Genomic DNA, 19,944 nt, shown 5'->3' on the forward strand with positions numbered 1-19,944 from the left:
TATATTAAATTTTTACCCCCTTTTTTAAGAAGGCTCCCCGGGTACCGCTCCCGCCGCTCTCCTGTTAAATTACGGCGGTGACGGCCACGCTTGTTTTTCCCGCCGGAATTTGATACATTTGGAACATGAACCGGATAAAAGACTTTTTGGAATGGAAGGCCTTTGGCGTGTGCAATGCCATCGGTGAAAAACTGGGTGTCGCCAGCTCCCGGATCCGCTTCTTTTTTATTTATGCTACCTTCCTCACCATGGGATCGCCCGTGATCGTTTATATGATCCTCGCTTTCTGGATGAATATGAAAAATTATATCCTCAACGCCAGAAGAAATCCCCTGCGCTATCTCTGAGATCGTAAGGCTCCGGCCGCTGCGTGTTTCACCTCCGCCCCTTTATCTTCCGGCAGTTTTTCCCGTTCCGGCCTCTTTTAACTTTAACGGCTATCTTCCCGGCTTTTCAGAGTTCACTATTGGAGTTATTACCCTCATTTTCTCGTTTTTGGGCCTTTTTGCCCCTTTTTTCTGATTTTCCCCGGTTTTTCTATGCACTGGTATCTCATGGTCCCAATGCTGCCCCGGTGCCCTGTACACTTCTGCCTGGTTGTCACCGGTTATATCGTTCCCTGAAACGACAAAGAGGATGTGCCCGGTATTCCGGTCACATCCTCTTTGTCGTATATGCTTCCTCCGGCGTTTATTCCAGGTGGAAATTGGTCATACCGTGATAATGGTTTTGCAGCTCATTCAGCGTAATGGGCGCGTTCAGGTTCCTGGTCTCGTCGCGGTAGTGCAACTGAAGCAGGGGCTGATTGCCCGGCTCGTGCATGCGTACGGAGAATGGTCCCCGGACATACAACCGGCCTTTGCCATTACCGGACTGGTTAGTGTCCAGATGGAACTGCAATCTCAGTAAGGTTGCCTCGTCCAGCGGAATGGAGTACAGGTTGTCGAGATCATACCAAAACTCATTCGTGTCATTATCGGTGGCCACAAGCACTTTTTTGTCCTCATGATCCACCTGCAGAATCTTCCCCGGTTTCTCTACACCTCCGTAACTGGTAATCACCGTATCTCCGGTTTTTAAATGGTGTAAACTGATCATATTGAGCTGTTTTTAGTGTTTTATGAATTTACATAAAACGATCCAAAACAACAAGGGGAAGCCTTTGCAGACCTTATAATTTCACCGCTACTTTCCGCAGTTCCACCAGTTTCTCCAGCAGCTCTTCCAGCAGGTCGAGGCGGAGCATATTGGCGCCGTCGGACTTGGCGCGGGACGGCTCAGGATGGGTTTCGATAAACAGCCCGTCAGCGCCGGTGGCGATGGCCGCTTTGGCGATAGTGCTGATCATCTGCGGGTTGCCGCCGGTAACGCCGCTGGTCTGGTTGGGCTGCTGCAAAGAGTGGGTGCAGTCCATCACTACCGGATGCCCGAAATGTTTCATCACCGGGATGTTACGGTAATCGACCACCAGGTCCTGGTAACCGAAGGTGGTGCCTCTTTCTGTCAGGATAATATTTTCATTGCCGGCCCCTGTCACTTTCTCTACAGCGAATTTCATGGATTCGCCGCTGAGGAACTGGCCTTTCTTTACGTTTACTACTTTGCCTGTTTCTGCGGCGGCCAACAGGATGTCCGTCTGCCGGCAGAGGAAGGCGGGGATTTGTAACACATCCACGTAAGCTGCTGCCATAGCGGCTTCGGCGGCGGAGTGGATATCGGAGGTAACAGGTACGTTGAATGTTTTGCCTACTTTCTGCAGCAGTTCCAGCCCTTCCACATCACCAATGCCGGTGAAAGAATGGGCGCTGGTACGGTTGGCCTTCCGGTAAGATGCTTTGAATACATACGGGATCGCCAGCCTTTTACAGATACCGGAAACTTTCTCCGCTACTGTCATCAGCAATTCTTCTTCTTCTATCACACATGGACCAGCAATCAGGAAAAAATTTTCCGGATTGTATTGTTCTTTGAACAATGATTTTAAATGCTTCATAATTTTATAACTATTGGGTCATTAATCGCCCTGCAAAGATAGTCTTTCCCGGCATTAACAGACCCCTGTATCCGCCGCTTCACCCTATACGAAAAGTTAAAATTGTCATACTTTTGTAATCCGGAATCAGAAAGTTCACCCATTGCAGTTTTTATTGTTATAGCATTGTCATGCGCGTGGACAGGTGGAACGGAAATACCGGCGAACCTGTTAATATTACGCTCTCAAATTATTGCTTACAATTTTCGTTTATATGAAGAAAGATAAGATCCTGGTTATTGGTGCCTGCGGACAAATAGGCGTGGAGTTGACGCTGGCGTTAAGGAAAATGTATGGAGATGCTAACGTGGTGGCGTCGGATCTGCGGGAAGAGCATGAGCTGCTGAAAGGAACAGGCCCTTACGTATCGCTGGATGTGATGAACAAGGAGATGCTGCACGTATTGATCATTCGTCACAACATCACCCAGGTATATCTGCTGGCGGCCATCCTGTCTGCCACCGGTGAAAAAAATCCCCTGCTGGCATGGCATATCAACATGCAAAGCCTGCTCAACGTCCTTGATATCGCGAAGGAAGAAAATATCGATAAAGTATACTGGCCCAGCTCTATCGCGGTATTCGGTCCTAACTCCCCGATGCAGGACACGCCGCAGCATACGATCATTGAACCAACGACTATCTACGGTATCAGCAAATTCGCCGGCGAACGCTGGTGCGAATATTATAATCACCGTTATGGCGTAGACGTAAGAAGCCTCCGTTATCCCGGCCTGATCAGCTATAAATCAGCTCCCGGCGGCGGCACTACCGATTATGCGGTGGAAATCTTCCATGAAGCGAAAGAACACAAACAATACACCTGCTTCCTGTCAGAAAACACCTATCTGCCCATGATGTATATGCCGGACGCTATCCGCGCTACCATTGAACTGATGGAAGCCGATGCCTCCAAAATATCCGTGCGTTCCGCCTATAACCTCTCCTCCATGAGTTTCTCCCCCAAAGAGATTGCGGCGGAGATCAAAAAACATGTTCCTGAATTCACCATCAGCTACGAACCGGACTATCGCCAGCAGATCGCTGACGGCTGGCCCAACAGTATGGACGACAGCCTCGCCCGCGCCGACTGGGGATGGAAACACGAATATGACCTGGCGAAGATGACAGCAGATATGTTTAAGAATATATAGAATAGCATATATTGTTTGATTTGAGTATAATAGTAAGGCCCGGTGATATCTTCACCGGGCCTTCATTTTATATTGCTTTATTTAGTCCTGAATGAGTTTCGCAGGTAGTGCCAATCTCCGTTTTTTCTTCGTGAATCCGCGAAACCGGTAATAATCATGTTATCAAAGTTCCGACAGCTACGGTCGTGTTATTAAATTCATCGATCAGAATAAATGAGCCGTTGGCGGGGTTTTCCGCATAGATGTCCGCAAAGATGGGCTGGGCTGTTTTCAGGGTGATGCTTCCGATATCGTTCAGGCCCATATCATTTTTGCCTTCGATGTGTTGGTTGCTGGTGACATCGATGACGAAGTTGATTTGCTGCACTTTTGCTTTTACGCGGTTTACGCCATGCTGGAGCAGGTAGGTTTTTCCGGCGACCAGTTTCTGCTGGTCCATCCAGCAGACGTTGGCGGTCACTTCTTTGCGTTGTTCGGGCACGCTGCCGGTCTTTACGAGCATGTTACCGCGGCTGCTGTCGATCTCATCTTCGAGGGTGATGACAACGCTTTCGCGGGCATGGGCGGACGGCAGTTGTGTTTCGAACTGCTCGATGGTTTTGATCCTGCTTTTTTGACCGGAAGGCAGGGAGATGATTTCGTCACCTACGTTAAAATGGCCGCTGGCCACTTTTCCCGCGAAGCCGCGGAAGTCGTGGTGTTCGGTGGTACGGGGGCGGATTACGCTTTGTATGGGGAAGCGGGCCGGGTGGCGGCTGTCTTCCTGGTCAAGGTCGATCTGTTCGAGATAATCGAGCAGGGTAGGGCCGTTGTACCAATTGATGGTGCCGTTGCGGGTAGCCACGTTTTCGCCGTACAGGGAAGAGATCGGGATGAATTTCACCTGTTGTGCCTTGAAGGAGGCGCTGGCCAGCAGCTGCTGGAAGTCTTCCACGATCTGGTTAAAACGGGCTTCGCTGTATTCTACCAGGTCCATCTTGTTGACGCATACCACCAGGTGGGGGATGCGCAGCAGGTTGGCGATGAAGAAATGGCGATGTGTCTGTTCCACGATGCCTTTACGGGCGTCGATGAGGATCAGGGATACCTGCGCGTTGGAGGCGCCGGTCACCATGTTGCGTGTATATTCAATATGGCCGGGTGTGTCGGCGATAATGTATTTGCGGGTAGGGGTGGAGAAATAGATATGCGCCACGTCGATGGTGATGCCTTGTTCTCTTTCTGCCACGAGGCCGTCTGTCAGCAGAGACAGGTCGGTGAAATCGAGTCCTTTACGTTTGCTGGCGGCGTGGAGCGCCTCCATTTTATCCTGGGGAATAGAATTGGTGTCGTATAAAAGACGGCCGATCAGGGTGCTTTTCCCATCGTCCACACTACCGGAAGTGGCTATACGTAAAACCTCCATATGCGTTCGCTTTTTTGCTGTAAGAAGTAAATGTTAAAAGTAACCTGCCTGTTTTCTCTTTTCCATGGCCGCTTCGGAGCGTTTATCGTCGATGCGGGCGCCACGTTCGGAAATTTTAGCTTCCATGATTTCTGTGATGATGTCTTCCAGCTTATCGGCTTCGGACAGTACAGCAGCGGTACAGGTCATGTCGCCTACGGTTCGGAAGCGTACTTTCTGGCGGAAAGGCACTTCATCGGCGGTGGTGTTGAGATAGGAGGAGTAGGGCCAGTAGAGGCCGTCGCGCTCTATGATTTCTCTTTCGTGGGCGAAGTAGATGGAAGGTATTTCCAGTTTTTCGCGGCGGATATAGTTCCATACGTCCAGCTCTGTCCAGTTGGAGATAGGGAATACGCGCACGTTTTCACCAATATTGATTTTTCCGTTGAGGATGTCGAACAGTTCAGGGCGTTGCATTTTAGCATTCCACTGGCCGAATTCATCGCGTACGGAGAAGATTCTTTCTTTGGCGCGGGCTTTTTCTTCATCGCGGCGGGCGCCGCCGATGCAGGCGTCAAATTTTCCTTCTTCGATGGCATCGAGGAGGGTAACGGTTTGCAGGGCGTTGCGGCTGGCATATTTGCCGGTTTCTTCCTGTACTTTGCCCTGGTTGATGCTGTCCTGTACATTGCGGACGATCAGGTCGAGACCGAGGTTGTTGACCAGCCAGTCGCGGAACTCGATCGTTTCGGGAAAGTTATGGCCGGTATCCACATGGAGCAGCGGAAACGGTACTTTGCCCGGGTAGAAGGCTTTCTGGGCCAGTCTTACGAGGGTAATGGAATCTTTACCGCCGGAGAAGAGCAGTACCGGCTTCTCAAATTGGGCGGCCGTTTCGCGTAATATGTATATGGCTTCATCTTCCAGCGCCTGTGGAAACTCCCAGTTTATCTGATGTGTCATGGGTGACAATAATTTTATGATTGCAAAGGCTGTTTTCTGTTATCCGTGCAGGCCGCATTCTTTCTGCGACTGTTCCCACCACCACCGGCCGGCGCGCGGGTGTTCTCCCGGCCCGATGGCGCGTGTACAGGGTGCACAACCAATGCTAATATAGCCTTTATCGTGCAGTTTGTTATAAGGAACATTGTTTTGGGAGAGATACGCCAGTACTTCATCATATCCCCAGTGGATCAGGGGATTGTATTTGTAGAGGTGGCGGTGTTCGTCCCATTCCAGCGTCTGCATGTCATGCCGGTTTTCGGACTGTTCGGCGCGAAGGCCGGTGATCCATACTTTTACGCCCTCCAGCGCCCTGTTGAGCGGTACTACTTTGCGGATGCCACAGCATTGCTTGCGGTTTTCCACGGAATCGTAAAAGCTGTTGGGGCCTTTTTCGCTGACCAGTTTCTCTACCGCCGCTGTTTCGGGATAAAACACTTCGATCGGCTGTTTGTAACGGGCAAGGGTAACGTCCATTACGTCATAGGTCTCCTGGAACAGGCGTCCTGTGTCCAGTGTAAATACTCTTACGGGGAGGTGATTGCGCCAGATAATGTCTGCGATTACCTGGTCTTCCTGGCCAAAGGAAGTGGAAAAGGCCACCGCACCCGGATATTGTTCCAGGAGATATTGTATGGCTTCTACCACCGGCTTGTTGGCCAGTGCGTTGGTAATGTCTGTCATGTAATCTTCCTTAAAGATAATTGCCTAGTGCCAGCGCGTACTTTTCAGTGACGCCGTACACAAAAATACATAAATCCTATAAAAAAGATAGACTATTATATCAAAAAATTGTCGTTTGTTGGGAAAGGCGCTGTAGGAGCGGGTTAGGGCGTTTCGTTTCCGGATGCCCGGCGCAGTGGGGTTGGCAGAACGGGGAATATTGGCGGGTTTATGCGTTCGTTTCCGGATGCCGGCGCAGTGGGGTTAGCAGAACGGAGAATATCGGCGGGTTAGGGCGTTTCGTTTCCGGATGCCCGGCGCGATGGGGTTGGCAGAACGGAGAATATTGGCGGCATACTGGTTTTCCCGGGAGATAATCCCGGGGGACAAAACGCACAAAAAAACCGGCCAGGAATCATCCCGGCCGGTCCGATAATTTCACGCTGCGCTGGTTATGCGTTGCGGGTAAGAATATCTTTTAATGTTTTGGTCTCCAGCAGTTTCAGGGTGGCGTCCCTTACTTTGCTCATCACCTCATTCAGACCGCATACGGCTTCGTCGCGGCAGTTCTCACAGCGCTCGTAGTAGTTGAGGCTTACGCAGGGCAACAGGGCGATGGGGCCGTCCAGCAGCCGGATGATCTTAGCCAGGGCAATCTCTTTCGGAGGACGCATCAGATAATATCCGCCGCCTTTCCCTTTCTTACTGCCTAAAATACCGGCATTTTTCAGCTCCAGCAGGATGTTTTCGAGGAACTTGATAGAGATGTTCTTTTCCTGTGCGATCTCGGAGATCAGGATAGGTCCCTTATCAACATTTTCTGCCAGGTGAATGAGTGCGTGAAATGCGTATTGTGTTTTTTTAGATAACATACTGACTTATTTGCATCTCTCGGATGACGCTATCGTGGTGCAATGAACATTTTTGACGCAACAAATATAAGCCCTTCTTTTGAGTTTTATATTTCAGCAGCCGACGCGGAGCGTAACACGAATAAAAAATAGTTGATTTTCAATTCATTACGAAATCTCTAGAGGTTCAGCACATCTCTCATGGTGAATACGCCAGCCTTCCCTTTCAGCCATTCCGCGGCCACTACGGCGCCGGCGGCAAAACCTTCGCGGGAATGGGCGGTATGGGTGATCGTGATATCATCGATCGGGGAGGAGTAATGAATGGTATGCGTGCCCGGAGCGGGATCTATTCTTTTGGAGATGATGGACAGCATGTCAGCTTGCTGTGTTTCATCATTGACCCAGCCTTTTTTGCGGTCCACGGAGGCCAGCAGCTGTTCTGCCAGTGTGATGGCGGTGCCGCTGGGGGCATCTTTTTTCTGGGTATGGTGGATTTCTTCCATCCATACATTGTATTGAGGCTGGGCAGCCATCAGGGCTGCCAGTTTTTTGTTGACTTCAAAAAAGATATTGACGCCGATACTGAAGTTGGTAGCGTGTAAAAAGGCGTGGTGGCCTTTTTCGCACAGGGCGTTCACTTCGGGCAGCTTCTCCAGCCAGCCGGTGGTGCCGCTAACAACGGGTACGTTGGCTTCAAAGCACTTTTGTATGTTATGGTAGGCGGTTTCAGGAGTGGTGAATTCAATGGCCACGTCCGCCTGTCCCAGGTGTTCCTTGTCCAGCAGATGCTGGCTGTCGTGATCTATTCTCAGGATTACCTCATGACCTTTGGCAGTGGCGATGGCATCGATCGCCTTACCCATTTTACCATATCCGATTAGTGCTATTTTCATGACCCTTGCTGCTGTTTTTTTAGATTGATGATGAGTTGGAGTTGGTTACCGTCCAGCCACCCAGGCTGTTTTATGGTGCTTACGGCCGCCGCCGATGTCGAGTTTAACGCTGATGCCTAAACTCCGGTTGTTGATAATGGCCGGGGACACGCGCATGCTCAGATCGTCGGACATGTCCCAGTTGCGCAAATGTGCAAATACGGTAGCATCGGCGATATTAAGCGTATAGGCCAGTACAAAGAAGAGTACGGAGTAATCGACATTTTGCCGGTAGTAGTCACGATACGCTTTCAGGTATTGGGGTGACTGTGCGGCGAGGAACGGGTCCGGCACCTTGGTGTCCGGGTTGCCATCCATCGAGAGCCGGTAGGCATCGCGGTAGGTCCGGTAGTTGTCCATATTCCACACAAAAAAGTAGGTACAGGTGCCAATGGCAGCGTATACCAGCGGCATTTTCCAGTATTCACGGTTGTAAGCCTGGCCAAGCCCCGGCAGTATGGCGGAGTACAGCGCCGCTTTACGCGGACTGTGCGGCGCGCGCGACGGCAGCCTGATGATGGACGCAGTCGTATCCGTTAACACGGCAACGGGTTTGACGGCGGTGTCGGTGACCGGGCGTACTACAGTATCTGTGGCAGCACGGCGGGTGGTGTCCTGCCCTCTCAGTGTGGGCGCCAATACCAGCAATGCCAGGCATACCAGTACATGGCGACGAAATAAACGGAATGCTCTTCCAGCCTTTTTAGCCACCTTATAAATCTATTTTTTCCAGGATGCTATTCAGTTCATCGTCTGAATAGAATTCAATCATAATGCTTCCTTTTCCATTCTTGCCTCTCTCCAGCTTCACTTTGGTGGAGAAGTGGGAGCTGAGGTTGTCCTGTATCTTCTGGAAAGCGGGGGGCAGTTTTACCCTGGCCGCTTTCTGCTGGTTACCTTTGTCTGCCTGGTTGATCTTGCGGGCGAGGTCTTCCGTTTGTCTTACAGACAGGCCGTTTTGCAGGATCTCATTGTAGAGAAACAGTTGGTTCTCCACGTTTTCCACGCCGGTGAGCACACGGGCATGGCCCATGCTCAGTTGTCCGTTGCGTACCGCTACCTGGATGTCAGGCGGCAGTTTGAGCAGGCGGATATAGTTGGTGACGGTACTTCTTTCCTTGCCCATACGGTCGGCCACCTGTTCCTGTGTGAGGGAACATTCGTCCATCAGCCGCTTGTAGCTCAATCCAACTTCGATGGCATTCAGGTTTTCCCTTTGCAGGTTCTCCAGCAGGGCCAGCTCCAGCAGTTCCTGGTCGTTGGCTTGCCGCACGTAGGCCGGAATGTCTTTCAGTCCGGCCATTTTGCTGGCGCGCAAACGGCGCTCGCCGGCAATCAGCTGGTACTTTTTGTTACTGATCTTGGCCACTGTGATCGGCTGAATGATGTCATGCAGCTTGATAGACTGGCTAAGCTCCTGTAGTGCAACCTCATCAAAGTCACGACGCGGCTGCTTCGGATTGGTCACGATCTGTTCCAGCGCAATACGCTCAATACCTGTGGCGGTAGCTACCGTTTTGTCGCTCAGTGCGCCGGCAGTTTGCTTCAGGTCAGTGTCTATGTTCTGGAGCAGCGAGCGGATACCTTTCCCCAACGCCTCTTTCTTACTTGGATTGGTCATTTTAAGATTTTGTCTTTGGATTTAATTTTCGTGTAGTTATGCTTCTGCAGTATTTCCTTGGCCAGGTTCAGGTAATTGATGGCACCGGTGCTGGCTGCATCGTACATAATAACAGATTTACCAAAGCTGGGCGCTTCTCCCAGTTTGGTATTACGATGGATGATGGTGTTGAATACGCTCTCCTCAAAATGCTGCTTCACTTCGTCCACCACCTGGTTGCTGAGGCGCAGACGACCATCGTACATGGTCATCAGGATACCTTCAATTTCCAGGTCTGTATTCAGTCTGCTCTGGACGATCTTGATAGTGTTGAGCAATTTGCCCAGACCTTCCAGTGCAAAAAATTCACATTGTACCGGGATGATCACTGCATTGGAAGCCACCAGTGCGTTCACCGTGATCAGTCCCAGAGAAGGGGAACAGTCTACGATCACAAAATCATAATCATCCTTTACCGCATCCACCACCTGCTTCATCACCCGCTCACGGTTAGGGTGATTGATCAGTTCCAGTTCAGCACCTACCAGGTCAATATGGGAAGGCAATACTTTCAGGTTGGGCGTATCGGATTCCAGGATCACATCTCTGGCCTGCACATCGTTTACCATGCAGTCGTACAGGCTCTGCTGCACATTCCGCAGGTCAAAGCCCAGTCCCGTGGTACTGTTTGCCTGGGGATCAGCATCTACCAGCAATGTTTTAAATTCCAGTACAGCCAGGCTGCTTGCCAGGTTGATTGCACTGGTTGTTTTTCCTACCCCACCTTTCTGATTAGCGATTGCGATTACTCTAGCCATTGTCTAATTTAAAAAATTCAAAGGTTCATTTATAGGATAAAGGATTAAATAGCAGGATCGCTTCTTCCTCAAACCTCTATGGTACTGCCTATTTCAGGCAGCAACAGTTCCACGCCGGCTTCGTCAAACAACTGCATGACTTCCTTCTTGTCTATTTTGATATACCCGAAGGTGTCGTAGTGGATACCGATTATTTTTTCACAGTCAATCATTTCGGCCGCGGCAATGGCATCTTCCGGGCCCATGGTGAAATTATCACCAATCGGCAAAACGGCAAAATCCAGTTCGGTAATATCCGGAATCAACTCCATGTCGAGCGTTAGCGCCGTATCACCGCTGTAGTAAAAATTGCCTTCGTCGGTCATAAATACAAACCCCATCGGGTTACCGCCGTAAGAACCGTCCGGCAAACAGCTGGAATGCTGTGCCACCACACATTTCACCGTACCGAAATCAAACTTCCATTTACCGCCGGTGTTCATCGGGTGCAGTTTGGTCAACCCCTGCTTGCCCGCCCAGGTAACAATCTCAAAATTGGACACTACTGTGGCCCCGGTCTGCTTCGCCAGCGAAATCAGGTCAGCCACATGGTCCTCATGACCATGCGACACAAAAATATAATCCGCCTGTATCGTCTGAACATCTATCTTTTTAGCCAGCTCATTGTACGTAATGAACGGGTCGAAAAGTATCCGTTTGCCTTTTATCTCCACTGCAAAGCAGGAATGACCGTAATTGGTGTATCTCATGGTCTCAAGTTTAGGTAAAAAAAACGAATTCCGGGCGATGAATGATGAATGTAAGCTTTCGCCCAATAAATCACTAACCCGGTCATTAATTGTTAAAAGTTACCTGAATCGGACAAAAATACAACGAATAGCAACAATTCCGGCGCTGTAGTATATTTATTTATTCACAAAGTGTCCTGATAAGCCCTTCCTTTGTTATGGTTGATATTTAATATATAATTAATATATATGCGATAAGATGCCCGGTTTTGAAATTTAATTTAAAACCGGGCAATTTATCCGGTTGTTATTCGTCTGCATAGCTGCCGGTTGTCGGTTTTAACTTTTTGGGACGGATAACTTGTGTTAATTTGCTTTTCTGTTAAATATTATATTAATTATTTGTAATGCGACCTGGACTGAATTCTATTATATTAGTTGTTTTTCTGTTATTGTTGGACCTCTACGTGTTCCAGGCGGTACGCGCCATGGTATATATGTCGCTGCCCCGGGTAAGGACCATCACCTATGTTGCGTACTGGTCGGTGTCTGCCATCTGCATTCTGATGGTGCTGCTGCTGCCATACATCCACTGGCACGCCTGGCCGGCCCAGCTGAAATCCTACCTGGTGGCGCTGTTTCTCGGGCTGGTAGTAGCCAAGCTGCTGGCGGTGGTATTCCTGCTGATAGATGACGTGCGCCGCGGCGTAATATGGCTTATCCACCGGTTTACCCCGGAAAAAAGCACCGTTACGGCAACCACCGCCGCAAACGGCATCAGCCGCTCCCAGTTTCTCAGCCGCCTCGGCCTCATCGCCGGCGGCAGCCTGTTCGGCACCCTGGTCTACGGCTTCTCCAATAAATACAACTACCGCGTCCATAAAATCAAACTGGCATTTAAAAATCTGCCCGCCTCCTTTAAAGGAATGCGCATCGTGCAGATCTCGGACATCCACTCCGGCAGCTTTGCCAACCGCGAAGCCGTGACCAAAGGCGTGAACATGATCAACGCACAGAAACCGGACCTGGTGCTGTTTACCGGCGACCTGGTCAACGACCGGGCAGATGAAATGGCCCAGTGGATGGATGTGTTCAACCAGGTGAAGGCCCCCATGGGCGTATACTCTACGCTGGGCAACCACGACTACGGCGACTATTACCCCTGGCCCGATAAAACGCCTGCCGGCCACAGTGAAATGCAGATAAAGAACCTGGAACGCCTGAAGGAAGTGCACGGCGAACTGGGATGGAAACTCATGATGAACGAAAATGTAGTGCTGGAGAAAGACGGCGGTCAGATCGCCCTCCTCGGTGTGGAAAACTGGAGCGCCATCAAACGTTTCCCCCGCCACGGCGATCTTCGCCGGGCCTATGACGGGATAGACCATATCCCCTTCAAAATCCTGATGTCGCACGACCCTACCCACTGGGATGCCCAGGTCCGTCCTGAGTTCCCTGATATTGACCTCACCCTCGCCGGCCATACCCACGGCATGCAGTTCGGCGTGGAAATACCTGGTCTCAAATGGAGCCCCGCCCAATATTTCTATAAGGAATGGGCCGGCCTGTACAAAGTAGGGGAACAACGCCTGTATGTGAACAGGGGCTTTGGTTTCCTCGGTTACCCGGGCAGGGTAGGCGTATTGCCGGAAATTACGGTGATCGACCTCGTGTAGGATTTTGGGATTTACGGATTTACGGATTTTGAGATTTCGGGATTGAGGAGGCACGCCCCACGACTAACAAAATCTCAAAATCCCAAAATCCGTAAATCCCAAAATCCGTAAATCCGTAAATCCGTAAATCCCAAAATATGCTATATTGTGGCCAGTATCTCCTGTTCAATGCGCGTATTCCTGACATGTCTGCTACTGTTTTGCTGTGTTTTCGCTGAGGGCCAATCCCTGGCGGATCTTGAAAGGCAGTTGGATTCACTGCTGAATAAACAACAGAAAAGTGAAGTCGTGGCATCCCTGAGTTATGGCAACAATCCTGCTTACGGCGCCAAGACCGTCAACCTGGAGCAGCCTATCGTCATGAAGGCTTACCTTTCTCCCTCACTGACCTGGTACCATAAAAGCGGCATTACCGCCGGCGCCAGCGGCTATTACCTTTTCGATACCGACAAAAAACATTGGTTTGAATGGGACTTTACTGCCGGATATGACTATACGAAAAAAAGAAATTTCCTCACCGGCATTTCGTATACCCGTTACGTTTTTGCTGATTCCACCGATGTTCCGGTCACGCCGATCAACAATGAAATATTTTCCTATTTCTATTACCGTAAGTGGTGGCTGCACATGGGCATCAGCCTGGATTTGGGCTGGGGAGCCTATACCAGTGGTACACGGCGTTTGAAGGAACATGTGACCGGCAGCGATTTTAATGTGATCGCTACGGTACGGCATCCGTTTATTTTTGATGGCCTGTTGTCTTCCAACGATGCGTTGTTGTTGCAGCCCTCCCTGTCGCTCACCATGGGTACTGCCAACTATTACAGCCAGCTGTCAGCTTTCCGCTATATGGGCCGCTCTCCCAAAATGAAACCGAACAAAGGCCGCCCCGGGAAAGTGCTGAGTTTCGAAGACCATACCGGTTTTGAACCCCGCGCCATTGATTGTACCATCAATGCATCCTATCTTTTCAATCAGTTTACCTTTTCTCCTTCCTTCACTGTTTTTAAGCCTTTAACCGGCACTGAACAGCAATTGATGGGTTATTTCACCGCCCGTTTGTCCTACAGTTTCTGATTTCTTTAACAAATAGCACGGAATTTGTATTTAGGGAATCTCCCTGAGATAAGTAGGGGTATTTTACTGTTCGGGCGTCTATAATTTTAACCATTACTAACAACAATACAATTATGAAAAAACTGTTTCTCGCCGTTGCCATGCTCGCAATGACCGCTGTTACCACCACTGTCAGCGCACAGAAATTACTGCGCTTTGGTATTAAAGGTGGCGCCAACCTTGGAAAACTCGATGGTTCCGGATTTCAGGACGGATTCAAATTAGGTTACCATCTCGGTGGTTTCGCACAATTAAATCTGGTGAAAGGTTTTGGTGTGCAGGGTGAAGTGATCTTCTCATCTACTAAAACAGAAACCACGGATAAATTCAGCGATATCTACGAAGGGGTGAGCACCTCCGATAACCGTAAAAAAGTTAACCTGAACTACCTGAGCATTCCGTTGCTCGCTAATATCGACCTCGGTACCCCGCGTCTGAAACTGCAGGTAGGTCCTCAGTTCGGCGCTATGGTGAGCGACAGAAAAGTTTTCGGTGCTGCCAATACTGCCTTTAAAGGCGGCGAAATTTCCGGCGTGGCCGGTCTGTGGCTCCAACTGCCTATCGTGAATGTCAGCGCCCGTTACATCATTGGGTTCAACGACGTAAAGGGCATCGAAAGCGTTACCAATACCAGCAACTGGAAAAACCAGAGCATTCAGCTGGGAGTGGGCGTAACCCTGTAGTCACGCAAAGACGCTAAGCAGCAAAGAACGCAAAGAAGCGAAGAGTACATTTTGAGGTCAATAGATTATTGTTTTAGCACAATATCATGCTCTCAAAATGTAATCTTCGCTTTTTTATTGTTTTCCTGGTGTTCTTTTTATATTTTCTCAACGGTTATTTTTTTGTTTTCTTAGCGTTCTTTGCTGCTTAGCGCCTTTGCGGGAAATGTGACAACTCGTCACTTGGCACCAAACTTGACAAGGTAGGAGAGCATAAAAAAACGGAGGCTTCTGCAGCATTTTCTGCCAGAATGTCCTCCGGGCATTAAATATCTCAGATGAACAGATTTTATTTAGGAAATTCGGAAGATGAAATGGAGTTTATGCCTATTATCCCTTTGAATGAAGACGGGGAGGGTCAGGAGGAAGACATTATTCCCGATGAACTGGCATTGTTACCATTGCGCAATACCGTCCTGTTTCCCGGTGTGGTTTTACCGATCACGGTGGGCAGGGATAAATCCATAAAGGCAGTTAACGACGCATACAAGGCTGACAAATTGATCGGTGTGGTGGCACAGAAAGACAGTACCATCGAAGATCCTAACGTGGCCGATCTCAGCGAGGTGGGTACCGTGGCCCGCATTGTCAAACTCATCAAAATGCCTGACGGCGGCACCACCATCATCATCCAGGGCCGCAAACGTTTCAAGATAAAAGAGATTGTTTCGGAAGATCCGTATTTCAAAGCCCGGATAACCCTGCTACAGGACGAGGCGGCGGAAGACGATTCCGAATTTGAGGCTTATATCTCCTCTATCAAGGACCTGGCCGCGCAGATCATCCAGCTGTCGCCCAACCTGCCTTCGGAAGCGAGCATTATTCTCAAAAACATCGAAAACGCCTCTTTCCTGGTGCATTTCGTGTCTTCCAACCTTAACTCGGACCTGAAAGACAAACAGCAACTGCTGGAAATCAATAACCTGCGCACCCGTGCAGAACTGTTGATGAAGCTGTTGCAGACAGAGTTGCAGCTGGCAGAACTGAAAAACAAAATCACGAATAAAACCAAGGCGGATCTCGACAAACAGCAGCGCGACTACTTTCTGCAGCAGCAGATGAAGTCCATCAAGGAAGAACTGGGAGGCGACGCCAACGACCGCGAGCTGAAGGAAATGAAGCGCAAAGCGGAAGAAAAAAAATGGCCGGCCGCTGCGGCAGAAGCCTTTGCCAAAGGCATCGAGAAGCTGGAGCGCATGCATCCCAGCACGCCCGACTACAGCGTGGTGTACAATCACCTGGACCTGTTGCTGGACCTTCCCTGGGGTGAATATACCACTGACAGCTACGACCTGAAAAAGGCGAAAAAAATACTGGACCATGACCACTATGGCATGGAAAAAATCAAGGAGCGCATCCTGGAATACCTGGCAGTACTGAAACTGAAAGGGGATATGAAATCACCGATCCTCTGTTTCGTTGGCCCTCCGGGTATAGGTAAAACCTCTCTCGGTCGTTCGATTGCCAGCGCAGTAGGCCGTAAATACGTGCGCCTCAGCCTCGGCGGACTGCATGACGAAAGCGAGATCAGAGGTCACCGTAAAACCTATATCGGCGCTATGCCGGGCCGGGTGATACAGTCCATCCGCAAAATCAAATCTGCCAACCCTGTCATGATCCTCGATGAGATTGACAAGATCGGCAACGACCTGCGCGGCGACCCGAGTTCAGCCCTGCTGGAAGTACTGGACCCTGAACAGAACAGCACTTTCTACGATAACTACCTGGAGCTGGAATTCGATCTGAGCAAGGTGTTGTTTATTGCAACGGCGAACAATATCAATGCTATCCACCCTGCGCTGCGCGACAGGCTGGAAATCATTGACCTTAGCGGTTATTCCATCGAAGAGAAGACCGAGATCGCCAAACGCCACCTGCTGCCCAAACAGAAGGAGGCACATGGTCTGAAAGATGCGAAATTCAAGATAGGCAATAACGTTATAGAACATGTTATTGCAGATTATACCCGCGAAAGCGGCGTCCGGGAGCTGGACAGGCTTTTTGCCGCCATTATGCGCAACCTCGCCAAAGAAGTAGCCATGGAACGCAAGCTGCCGGCAAATATCACCGACGCGGACATAGAGCGGATACTTGGCAGGCCCCGTTATTCCAATGAGATCTATAAAGTGGGCAACCCTCCGGGCGTTGCCGTAGGGCTGGCCTGGACTTATGTGGGCGGCGATATCCTGTTCATCGAAAGCAGCCTGAGCGAAGGCAAGGGGGAGCTGAAACTGACAGGTAATCTGGGCAATGTGATGAAAGAGTCTGCCGTTACGGCCCTGACCTATTTACAGTCCAATCCTTCCATGCTGAAGCTGGACCCGAAAATCTTCCACACGAAGAACGTACATGTGCACGTACCGGAAGGCGCGGTGCCGAAAGACGGTCCCAGTGCGGGTATTACCATGCTGACAGCCCTGGCTTCTGTATACACGGGCCGCAGGGTAAAATCCTACCTGGCAATGAGCGGTGAGATCACACTGAGAGGACAGGTGCTGCCGGTGGGCGGTATCAAAGAAAAAATTCTGGCCGCCAAAAGGGCAGGCATCAAGGAAATTATCTTATGCTGGCAAAATGAGAAGGATATAAAAGACATAAATCCTTCATACATCAAAGGCATGAAGTTTCATTATGTAAGAGAAATGAACCAAGTGCTGGAAATAGCGTTATTAAAGAAGTAAGTCACCGGAACAGGGAATACCGAAAGGGGCTTTCTGTCGTGTGATGAACATAAAAGTGAATTAGTTTTAGTTTTAACATAAACGAATTTTGTTGCCAGTCCTGGCAGCAATTTTTTAAAAGTTCATATCGGTTTTGTTGTGACCCCGGTATGAGCATCATGTTGATTGTTTTAAGGGTTCTTAAAGCCATTCCTCTCAGCGGAATGGCTTTAAACATTTAACTGCGATGATCATCATTGTTGCTGATTCGTGGCGATAGGAACGTTATAAAAAAGATACCCGTTTGATATATCATCAAACGGGTATCTTTTTTTATACTTTATCCGCTTTATGTGAGCGTTAGTGGTCGGCCAGTTGTCTTTTATACAGCTGGATGGTGTTTTCGAGGCCATAGTACAGCGCATCCACTACAAGGGCGTGGCCGATAGACACTTCTTTCAGTTGCGGGATATGCAGTTTGAAGAAGCGGAGATTGTCGAGGTTCAGGTCATGACCGGCGTTCAGTTCGAGGCCGATGTTGGTGGCTTCGCGGGCGGTGTTTTTATAGTCGTTGAACAGCTGAAGGTTCTGCGGCTGCGTACGTGCTTTCGTATATTCTTCTGCGTAAGGCCCTGTATACAGTTCGATGCGGTCTGCACCGGCGGTTTTAGCGCCTTCTACCTTGTCTGGTTCAGCGTTGAGGAAGATCGAAACGCGGATGCCTGCATTTTTCAGTTCACTGATCACTTCTTTCAACTGGGACTGGTGTTGGATGGTATCCCAGCCGGTGTTGGAAGTGATAGCGTCCGGCGGGTCCGGTACCAGTGTGCACTGGTGTGGTTTTACGGACAGTACGAGGTCCATAAAATCCCGGGAAGGGTATCCTTCGATATTAAATTCGGTAGTGACAAGGGGTTTAAGGTCTCTTACGTCCTGGTAGCGGATATGACGCTCGTCCGGGCGGGGGTGTACGGTGATACCCTCAGCGCCGAACCGTTCGCAATCCTGTGCCACTTTAAGAATGTCCGGTAGGTTGCCGCCCCGTGCATTGCGCAGGGTAGCAAACTTGTTGATATTTACGCTCAGCTTTGTCATGCCACAAAAATACTAATCAATTATGAATTACGGTCCACGAATTACGAAGGGGCGGCCGTTTTATCGCAGTGTGCATAAAAATGCGGCATAAAAAAAGACCTGAGCAAAGGTGATCCGCTCAGGTCTTTGTGTTGTCAATGGGTATTGACTAGTATCTGTAGTAGTCTGGTTTGAACGGACCTTCTGCCGGGATGCCGAGGTATTCGGATTGAGCGGAAGTGAGTACGTCCAGTTCCACACCGATTTTTTTCAGGTGTAAGCGGGCAACTTTTTCGTCCAGGTGTTTAGGCAGTACGTATACTTTGTTTTCGTACTGGTCTGAATTCAGCCACAGTTCCAGCTGAGCCAGTGTCTGGTTGGTGAAGGAGTTGCTCATTACGAAGGAAGGGTGGCCGGTAGCGCAGCCCAGGTTCACCAGGCGGCCTTCTGCCAGCAGGATGATATCTTTACCGTCGATGGTATATTTATCTACCTGGGGTTTGATTTCCACTTTGGTGTTACCGTAGTTTTTATTCAGCCATGCTACATCGATTTCGATGTCGAAGTGACCGATATTGGAAACGATACATTTATCCTTCATCAGTTTGAAGTGTTCGCCGGTGATGATGTCGCGGCAACCGGTAGTGGTAACGATGATGTCCGCTTCTTTAACGGCATCGTTCATTTTTTTCACTTCATAACCTTCCATGGCAGCTTGTAAAGCACAGATCGGGTCGATCTCGGTAACGATTACACGGGCGCCTGCACCTCTCAGGGATTCAGCAGAACCTTTACCTACGTCGCCGAAACCAGCAACAACAGCCACTTTACCGGCGATCATCACGTCAGTAGCACGACGGATAGCGTCTACACAGGATTCGCGGCAACCATATTTGTTGTCAAATTTGGATTTGGTAACAGAGTCGTTGATGTTGATGGCAGGCATCGGCAAAGTACCGTTTTTCATGCGCTCATACAGGCGATGAACACCGGTAGTGGTTTCTTCACTCAGACCTTTGATATGCTGGATCAGCTCGGTATACTTGTCCAATACCATGTTGGTCAGGTCGCCACCATCGTCCAGGATCATGTTCAACGGACGGTCAGCACCACCGAAGAACAGGGTCTGTTCAATACACCAGTCAAATTCCTGTTCGTTGAGACCTTTCCAGGCAAATACAGGAACACCGGCAGCGGCTACTGCAGCAGCGGCGTGGTCTTGCGTAGAGAAGATATTGCAGGAGCTCCAGCGTACTTCCGCACCCAGGTGTACCAGGGTTTCGATCAGTACGGCAGTTTGAATGGTCATGTGCAGACAACCGGCAATACGTGCGCCTTTCAGGGGTTTCTTATCACCATATTCTTCTCTCAATGACATTAAACCGGGCATTTCGGCTTCTGCCAGCTCTATCTCTTTACGACCCCAGGCCGCAAGTGACATATCTTTTACCTTATACGGAAGGCTAAAGTCGATGTTGGATTTTGCAATTGTGGACATTAAATAAAGTTTTGTGCAAATCTAGGCTTATT

At 49.7% G+C, this 19,944-nt stretch carries 19 protein-coding genes; 6 read left to right on the forward strand and 13 right to left on the reverse strand.

Annotation, left to right across the window (positions count from 1 at the left end):
- Positions 1 to 125 precede the first annotated feature (125 nt).
- A complete protein-coding gene (locus B5D63_RS27185; protein WP_078672015.1) occupies positions 126 to 347 on the forward strand; it encodes a PspC domain-containing protein in 222 nt (73 codons plus the stop codon).
- 343 nt (positions 348 to 690) lie between these two features.
- Here the strand turns inward: B5D63_RS27185 and B5D63_RS27190 are convergent, their stop codons facing one another.
- On the reverse strand, positions 691 to 1,098 hold the full coding sequence (locus B5D63_RS27190; protein WP_078672016.1) for a hypothetical protein: 408 nt from the start codon (positions 1,096 to 1,098) through the stop codon (positions 691 to 693).
- Positions 1,099 to 1,171: 73 nt separating this feature from the next.
- Positions 1,172 to 1,993 (reverse strand): 3-deoxy-8-phosphooctulonate synthase, encoded by an 822-nt coding sequence (gene kdsA, locus B5D63_RS27195; RefSeq protein ID WP_078672017.1) that lies wholly within the window; start codon positions 1,991 to 1,993, stop codon positions 1,172 to 1,174.
- Between the two features lie 253 nt (positions 1,994 to 2,246).
- On the opposite strand from kdsA, the gene B5D63_RS27200 reads away from it, so the two are divergent.
- Positions 2,247 to 3,185, forward strand: coding sequence for an NAD-dependent epimerase/dehydratase family protein (locus B5D63_RS27200; protein ID WP_078672018.1), 939 nt, complete (start codon positions 2,247 to 2,249; stop codon positions 3,183 to 3,185).
- A gap of 154 nt (positions 3,186 to 3,339) precedes the next feature.
- Here B5D63_RS27200 and B5D63_RS27205 read toward each other — a convergent pair whose 3' ends face one another.
- The 9 genes from B5D63_RS27205 to B5D63_RS27245 all read right to left on the reverse strand — a co-directional run bounded on the left by B5D63_RS27205 (position 3,340) and on the right by B5D63_RS27245 (position 11,187).
- Entirely contained in the window at positions 3,340 to 4,590 is a 1,251-nt protein-coding gene (locus tag B5D63_RS27205) for a sulfate adenylyltransferase subunit 1 (protein ID WP_078672019.1), read from the reverse strand.
- Positions 4,591 to 4,623: 33 nt separating this feature from the next.
- The gene (gene cysD, locus B5D63_RS27210) at positions 4,624 to 5,532 is read right to left on the reverse strand and encodes a sulfate adenylyltransferase subunit CysD (RefSeq protein WP_078672020.1); all 909 of its coding nucleotides are present in this window, start codon (positions 5,530 to 5,532) and stop codon (positions 4,624 to 4,626) included.
- Positions 5,533 to 5,571: 39 nt separating this feature from the next.
- Positions 5,572 to 6,255 (reverse strand): phosphoadenylyl-sulfate reductase, encoded by a 684-nt coding sequence (locus tag B5D63_RS27215; protein ID WP_078672021.1) that lies wholly within the window; start codon positions 6,253 to 6,255, stop codon positions 5,572 to 5,574.
- A 431-nt stretch (positions 6,256 to 6,686) separates the two neighbouring features.
- Positions 6,687 to 7,106, reverse strand: a complete 420-nt coding sequence (locus B5D63_RS27220) for an RrF2 family transcriptional regulator (protein ID WP_078672022.1) — start codon at positions 7,104 to 7,106, stop codon at positions 6,687 to 6,689.
- Positions 7,107 to 7,264: 158 nt separating this feature from the next.
- The gene (dapB, locus tag B5D63_RS27225) at positions 7,265 to 7,981 is read right to left on the reverse strand and encodes a 4-hydroxy-tetrahydrodipicolinate reductase (RefSeq protein WP_078672023.1); all 717 of its coding nucleotides are present in this window, start codon (positions 7,979 to 7,981) and stop codon (positions 7,265 to 7,267) included.
- 45 nt (positions 7,982 to 8,026) lie between these two features.
- Complete coding sequence (locus B5D63_RS27230) at positions 8,027 to 8,731, reverse strand: DUF5683 domain-containing protein (RefSeq protein ID WP_078672024.1); 705 nt, start codon at positions 8,729 to 8,731, stop codon at positions 8,027 to 8,029.
- A 1-nt stretch (position 8,732) separates the two neighbouring features.
- Positions 8,733 to 9,641, reverse strand: coding sequence for a ParB/RepB/Spo0J family partition protein (locus B5D63_RS27235; RefSeq protein WP_078672025.1), 909 nt, complete (start codon positions 9,639 to 9,641; stop codon positions 8,733 to 8,735).
- On the reverse strand, positions 9,638 to 10,438 hold the full coding sequence (locus tag B5D63_RS27240) for a ParA family protein (protein ID WP_078672026.1): 801 nt from the start codon (positions 10,436 to 10,438) through the stop codon (positions 9,638 to 9,640). Before B5D63_RS27240 ends, B5D63_RS27235 begins: the two co-directional genes overlap by 4 nt.
- Positions 10,439 to 10,506: 68 nt before the next feature.
- Positions 10,507 to 11,187, reverse strand: a complete 681-nt coding sequence (locus B5D63_RS27245; protein WP_078672027.1) for a metal-dependent hydrolase — start codon at positions 11,185 to 11,187, stop codon at positions 10,507 to 10,509.
- 386 nt (positions 11,188 to 11,573) lie between these two features.
- Between B5D63_RS27245 and B5D63_RS27250 the strand changes: the two genes are divergently transcribed.
- The 4 genes from B5D63_RS27250 (at position 11,574) to lon (ending at position 17,361) form a co-directional block, all read left to right on the forward strand.
- Positions 11,574 to 12,842 (forward strand): metallophosphoesterase, encoded by a 1,269-nt coding sequence (locus B5D63_RS27250; RefSeq protein ID WP_078672028.1) that lies wholly within the window; start codon positions 11,574 to 11,576, stop codon positions 12,840 to 12,842.
- Between the two features lie 288 nt (positions 12,843 to 13,130).
- Positions 13,131 to 13,919, forward strand: coding sequence for a hypothetical protein (locus B5D63_RS27255; protein WP_159456188.1), 789 nt, complete (start codon positions 13,131 to 13,133; stop codon positions 13,917 to 13,919).
- 113 nt (positions 13,920 to 14,032) lie between these two features.
- On the forward strand, positions 14,033 to 14,641 hold the full coding sequence (locus B5D63_RS27260; RefSeq protein WP_078672030.1) for a porin family protein: 609 nt from the start codon (positions 14,033 to 14,035) through the stop codon (positions 14,639 to 14,641).
- 317 nt (positions 14,642 to 14,958) lie between these two features.
- A complete protein-coding gene (lon, locus tag B5D63_RS27265) occupies positions 14,959 to 17,361 on the forward strand; it encodes an endopeptidase La (protein WP_078672031.1) in 2,403 nt (800 codons plus the stop codon).
- A 339-nt stretch (positions 17,362 to 17,700) separates the two neighbouring features.
- On the opposite strand, the gene B5D63_RS27275 is transcribed toward lon, so the two are convergent.
- Positions 17,701 to 18,435 carry a pyridoxine 5'-phosphate synthase gene (locus B5D63_RS27275; protein ID WP_078672033.1) on the reverse strand — a complete coding sequence of 245 codons (735 nt, stop codon included), beginning with the start codon at positions 18,433 to 18,435 and terminating at the stop codon, positions 17,701 to 17,703.
- 148 nt (positions 18,436 to 18,583) lie between these two features.
- Positions 18,584 to 19,912 (reverse strand): adenosylhomocysteinase, encoded by a 1,329-nt coding sequence (gene ahcY, locus B5D63_RS27280; RefSeq protein ID WP_078672034.1) that lies wholly within the window; start codon positions 19,910 to 19,912, stop codon positions 18,584 to 18,586.
- Positions 19,913 to 19,944 lie beyond the last annotated feature (32 nt).

Origin of the sequence: Chitinophaga eiseniae (genome assembly GCF_900167135.1) — a bacterium.
Lineage (GTDB): Bacteria > Bacteroidota > Bacteroidia > Chitinophagales > Chitinophagaceae > Chitinophaga > Chitinophaga eiseniae.

What these genes read in the sequence shown, in the direction of transcription:
- B5D63_RS27185 (WP_078672015.1), top strand. Translation starts at nt 126, where the DNA reads ATGAACCGGATAAAAGACTTTTTGGAATGGAAGGCCTTTGGCGTGTGC.
- B5D63_RS27190 (WP_078672016.1), bottom strand. Translation starts at nt 1,098, where the DNA reads ATGATCAGTTTACACCATTTAAAAACCGGAGATACGGTGATTACCAGT.
- kdsA (WP_078672017.1), bottom strand. Translation starts at nt 1,993, where the DNA reads ATGAAGCATTTAAAATCATTGTTCAAAGAACAATACAATCCGGAAAAT.
- B5D63_RS27200 (WP_078672018.1), top strand. Translation starts at nt 2,247, where the DNA reads ATGAAGAAAGATAAGATCCTGGTTATTGGTGCCTGCGGACAAATAGGC.
- B5D63_RS27205 (WP_078672019.1), bottom strand. Translation starts at nt 4,590, where the DNA reads ATGGAGGTTTTACGTATAGCCACTTCCGGTAGTGTGGACGATGGGAAA.
- cysD (WP_078672020.1), bottom strand. Translation starts at nt 5,532, where the DNA reads ATGACACATCAGATAAACTGGGAGTTTCCACAGGCGCTGGAAGATGAA.
- B5D63_RS27215 (WP_078672021.1), bottom strand. Translation starts at nt 6,255, where the DNA reads ATGACAGACATTACCAACGCACTGGCCAACAAGCCGGTGGTAGAAGCC.
- B5D63_RS27220 (WP_078672022.1), bottom strand. Translation starts at nt 7,106, where the DNA reads ATGTTATCTAAAAAAACACAATACGCATTTCACGCACTCATTCACCTG.
- dapB (WP_078672023.1), bottom strand. Translation starts at nt 7,981, where the DNA reads ATGAAAATAGCACTAATCGGATATGGTAAAATGGGTAAGGCGATCGAT.
- B5D63_RS27235 (WP_078672025.1), bottom strand. Translation starts at nt 9,641, where the DNA reads ATGACCAATCCAAGTAAGAAAGAGGCGTTGGGGAAAGGTATCCGCTCG.
- B5D63_RS27240 (WP_078672026.1), bottom strand. Translation starts at nt 10,438, where the DNA reads ATGGCTAGAGTAATCGCAATCGCTAATCAGAAAGGTGGGGTAGGAAAA.
- B5D63_RS27245 (WP_078672027.1), bottom strand. Translation starts at nt 11,187, where the DNA reads ATGAGATACACCAATTACGGTCATTCCTGCTTTGCAGTGGAGATAAAA.
- B5D63_RS27250 (WP_078672028.1), top strand. Translation starts at nt 11,574, where the DNA reads ATGCGACCTGGACTGAATTCTATTATATTAGTTGTTTTTCTGTTATTG.
- B5D63_RS27260 (WP_078672030.1), top strand. Translation starts at nt 14,033, where the DNA reads ATGAAAAAACTGTTTCTCGCCGTTGCCATGCTCGCAATGACCGCTGTT.
- lon (WP_078672031.1), top strand. Translation starts at nt 14,959, where the DNA reads ATGAACAGATTTTATTTAGGAAATTCGGAAGATGAAATGGAGTTTATG.
- B5D63_RS27275 (WP_078672033.1), bottom strand. Translation starts at nt 18,435, where the DNA reads ATGACAAAGCTGAGCGTAAATATCAACAAGTTTGCTACCCTGCGCAAT.
- ahcY (WP_078672034.1), bottom strand. Translation starts at nt 19,912, where the DNA reads ATGTCCACAATTGCAAAATCCAACATCGACTTTAGCCTTCCGTATAAG.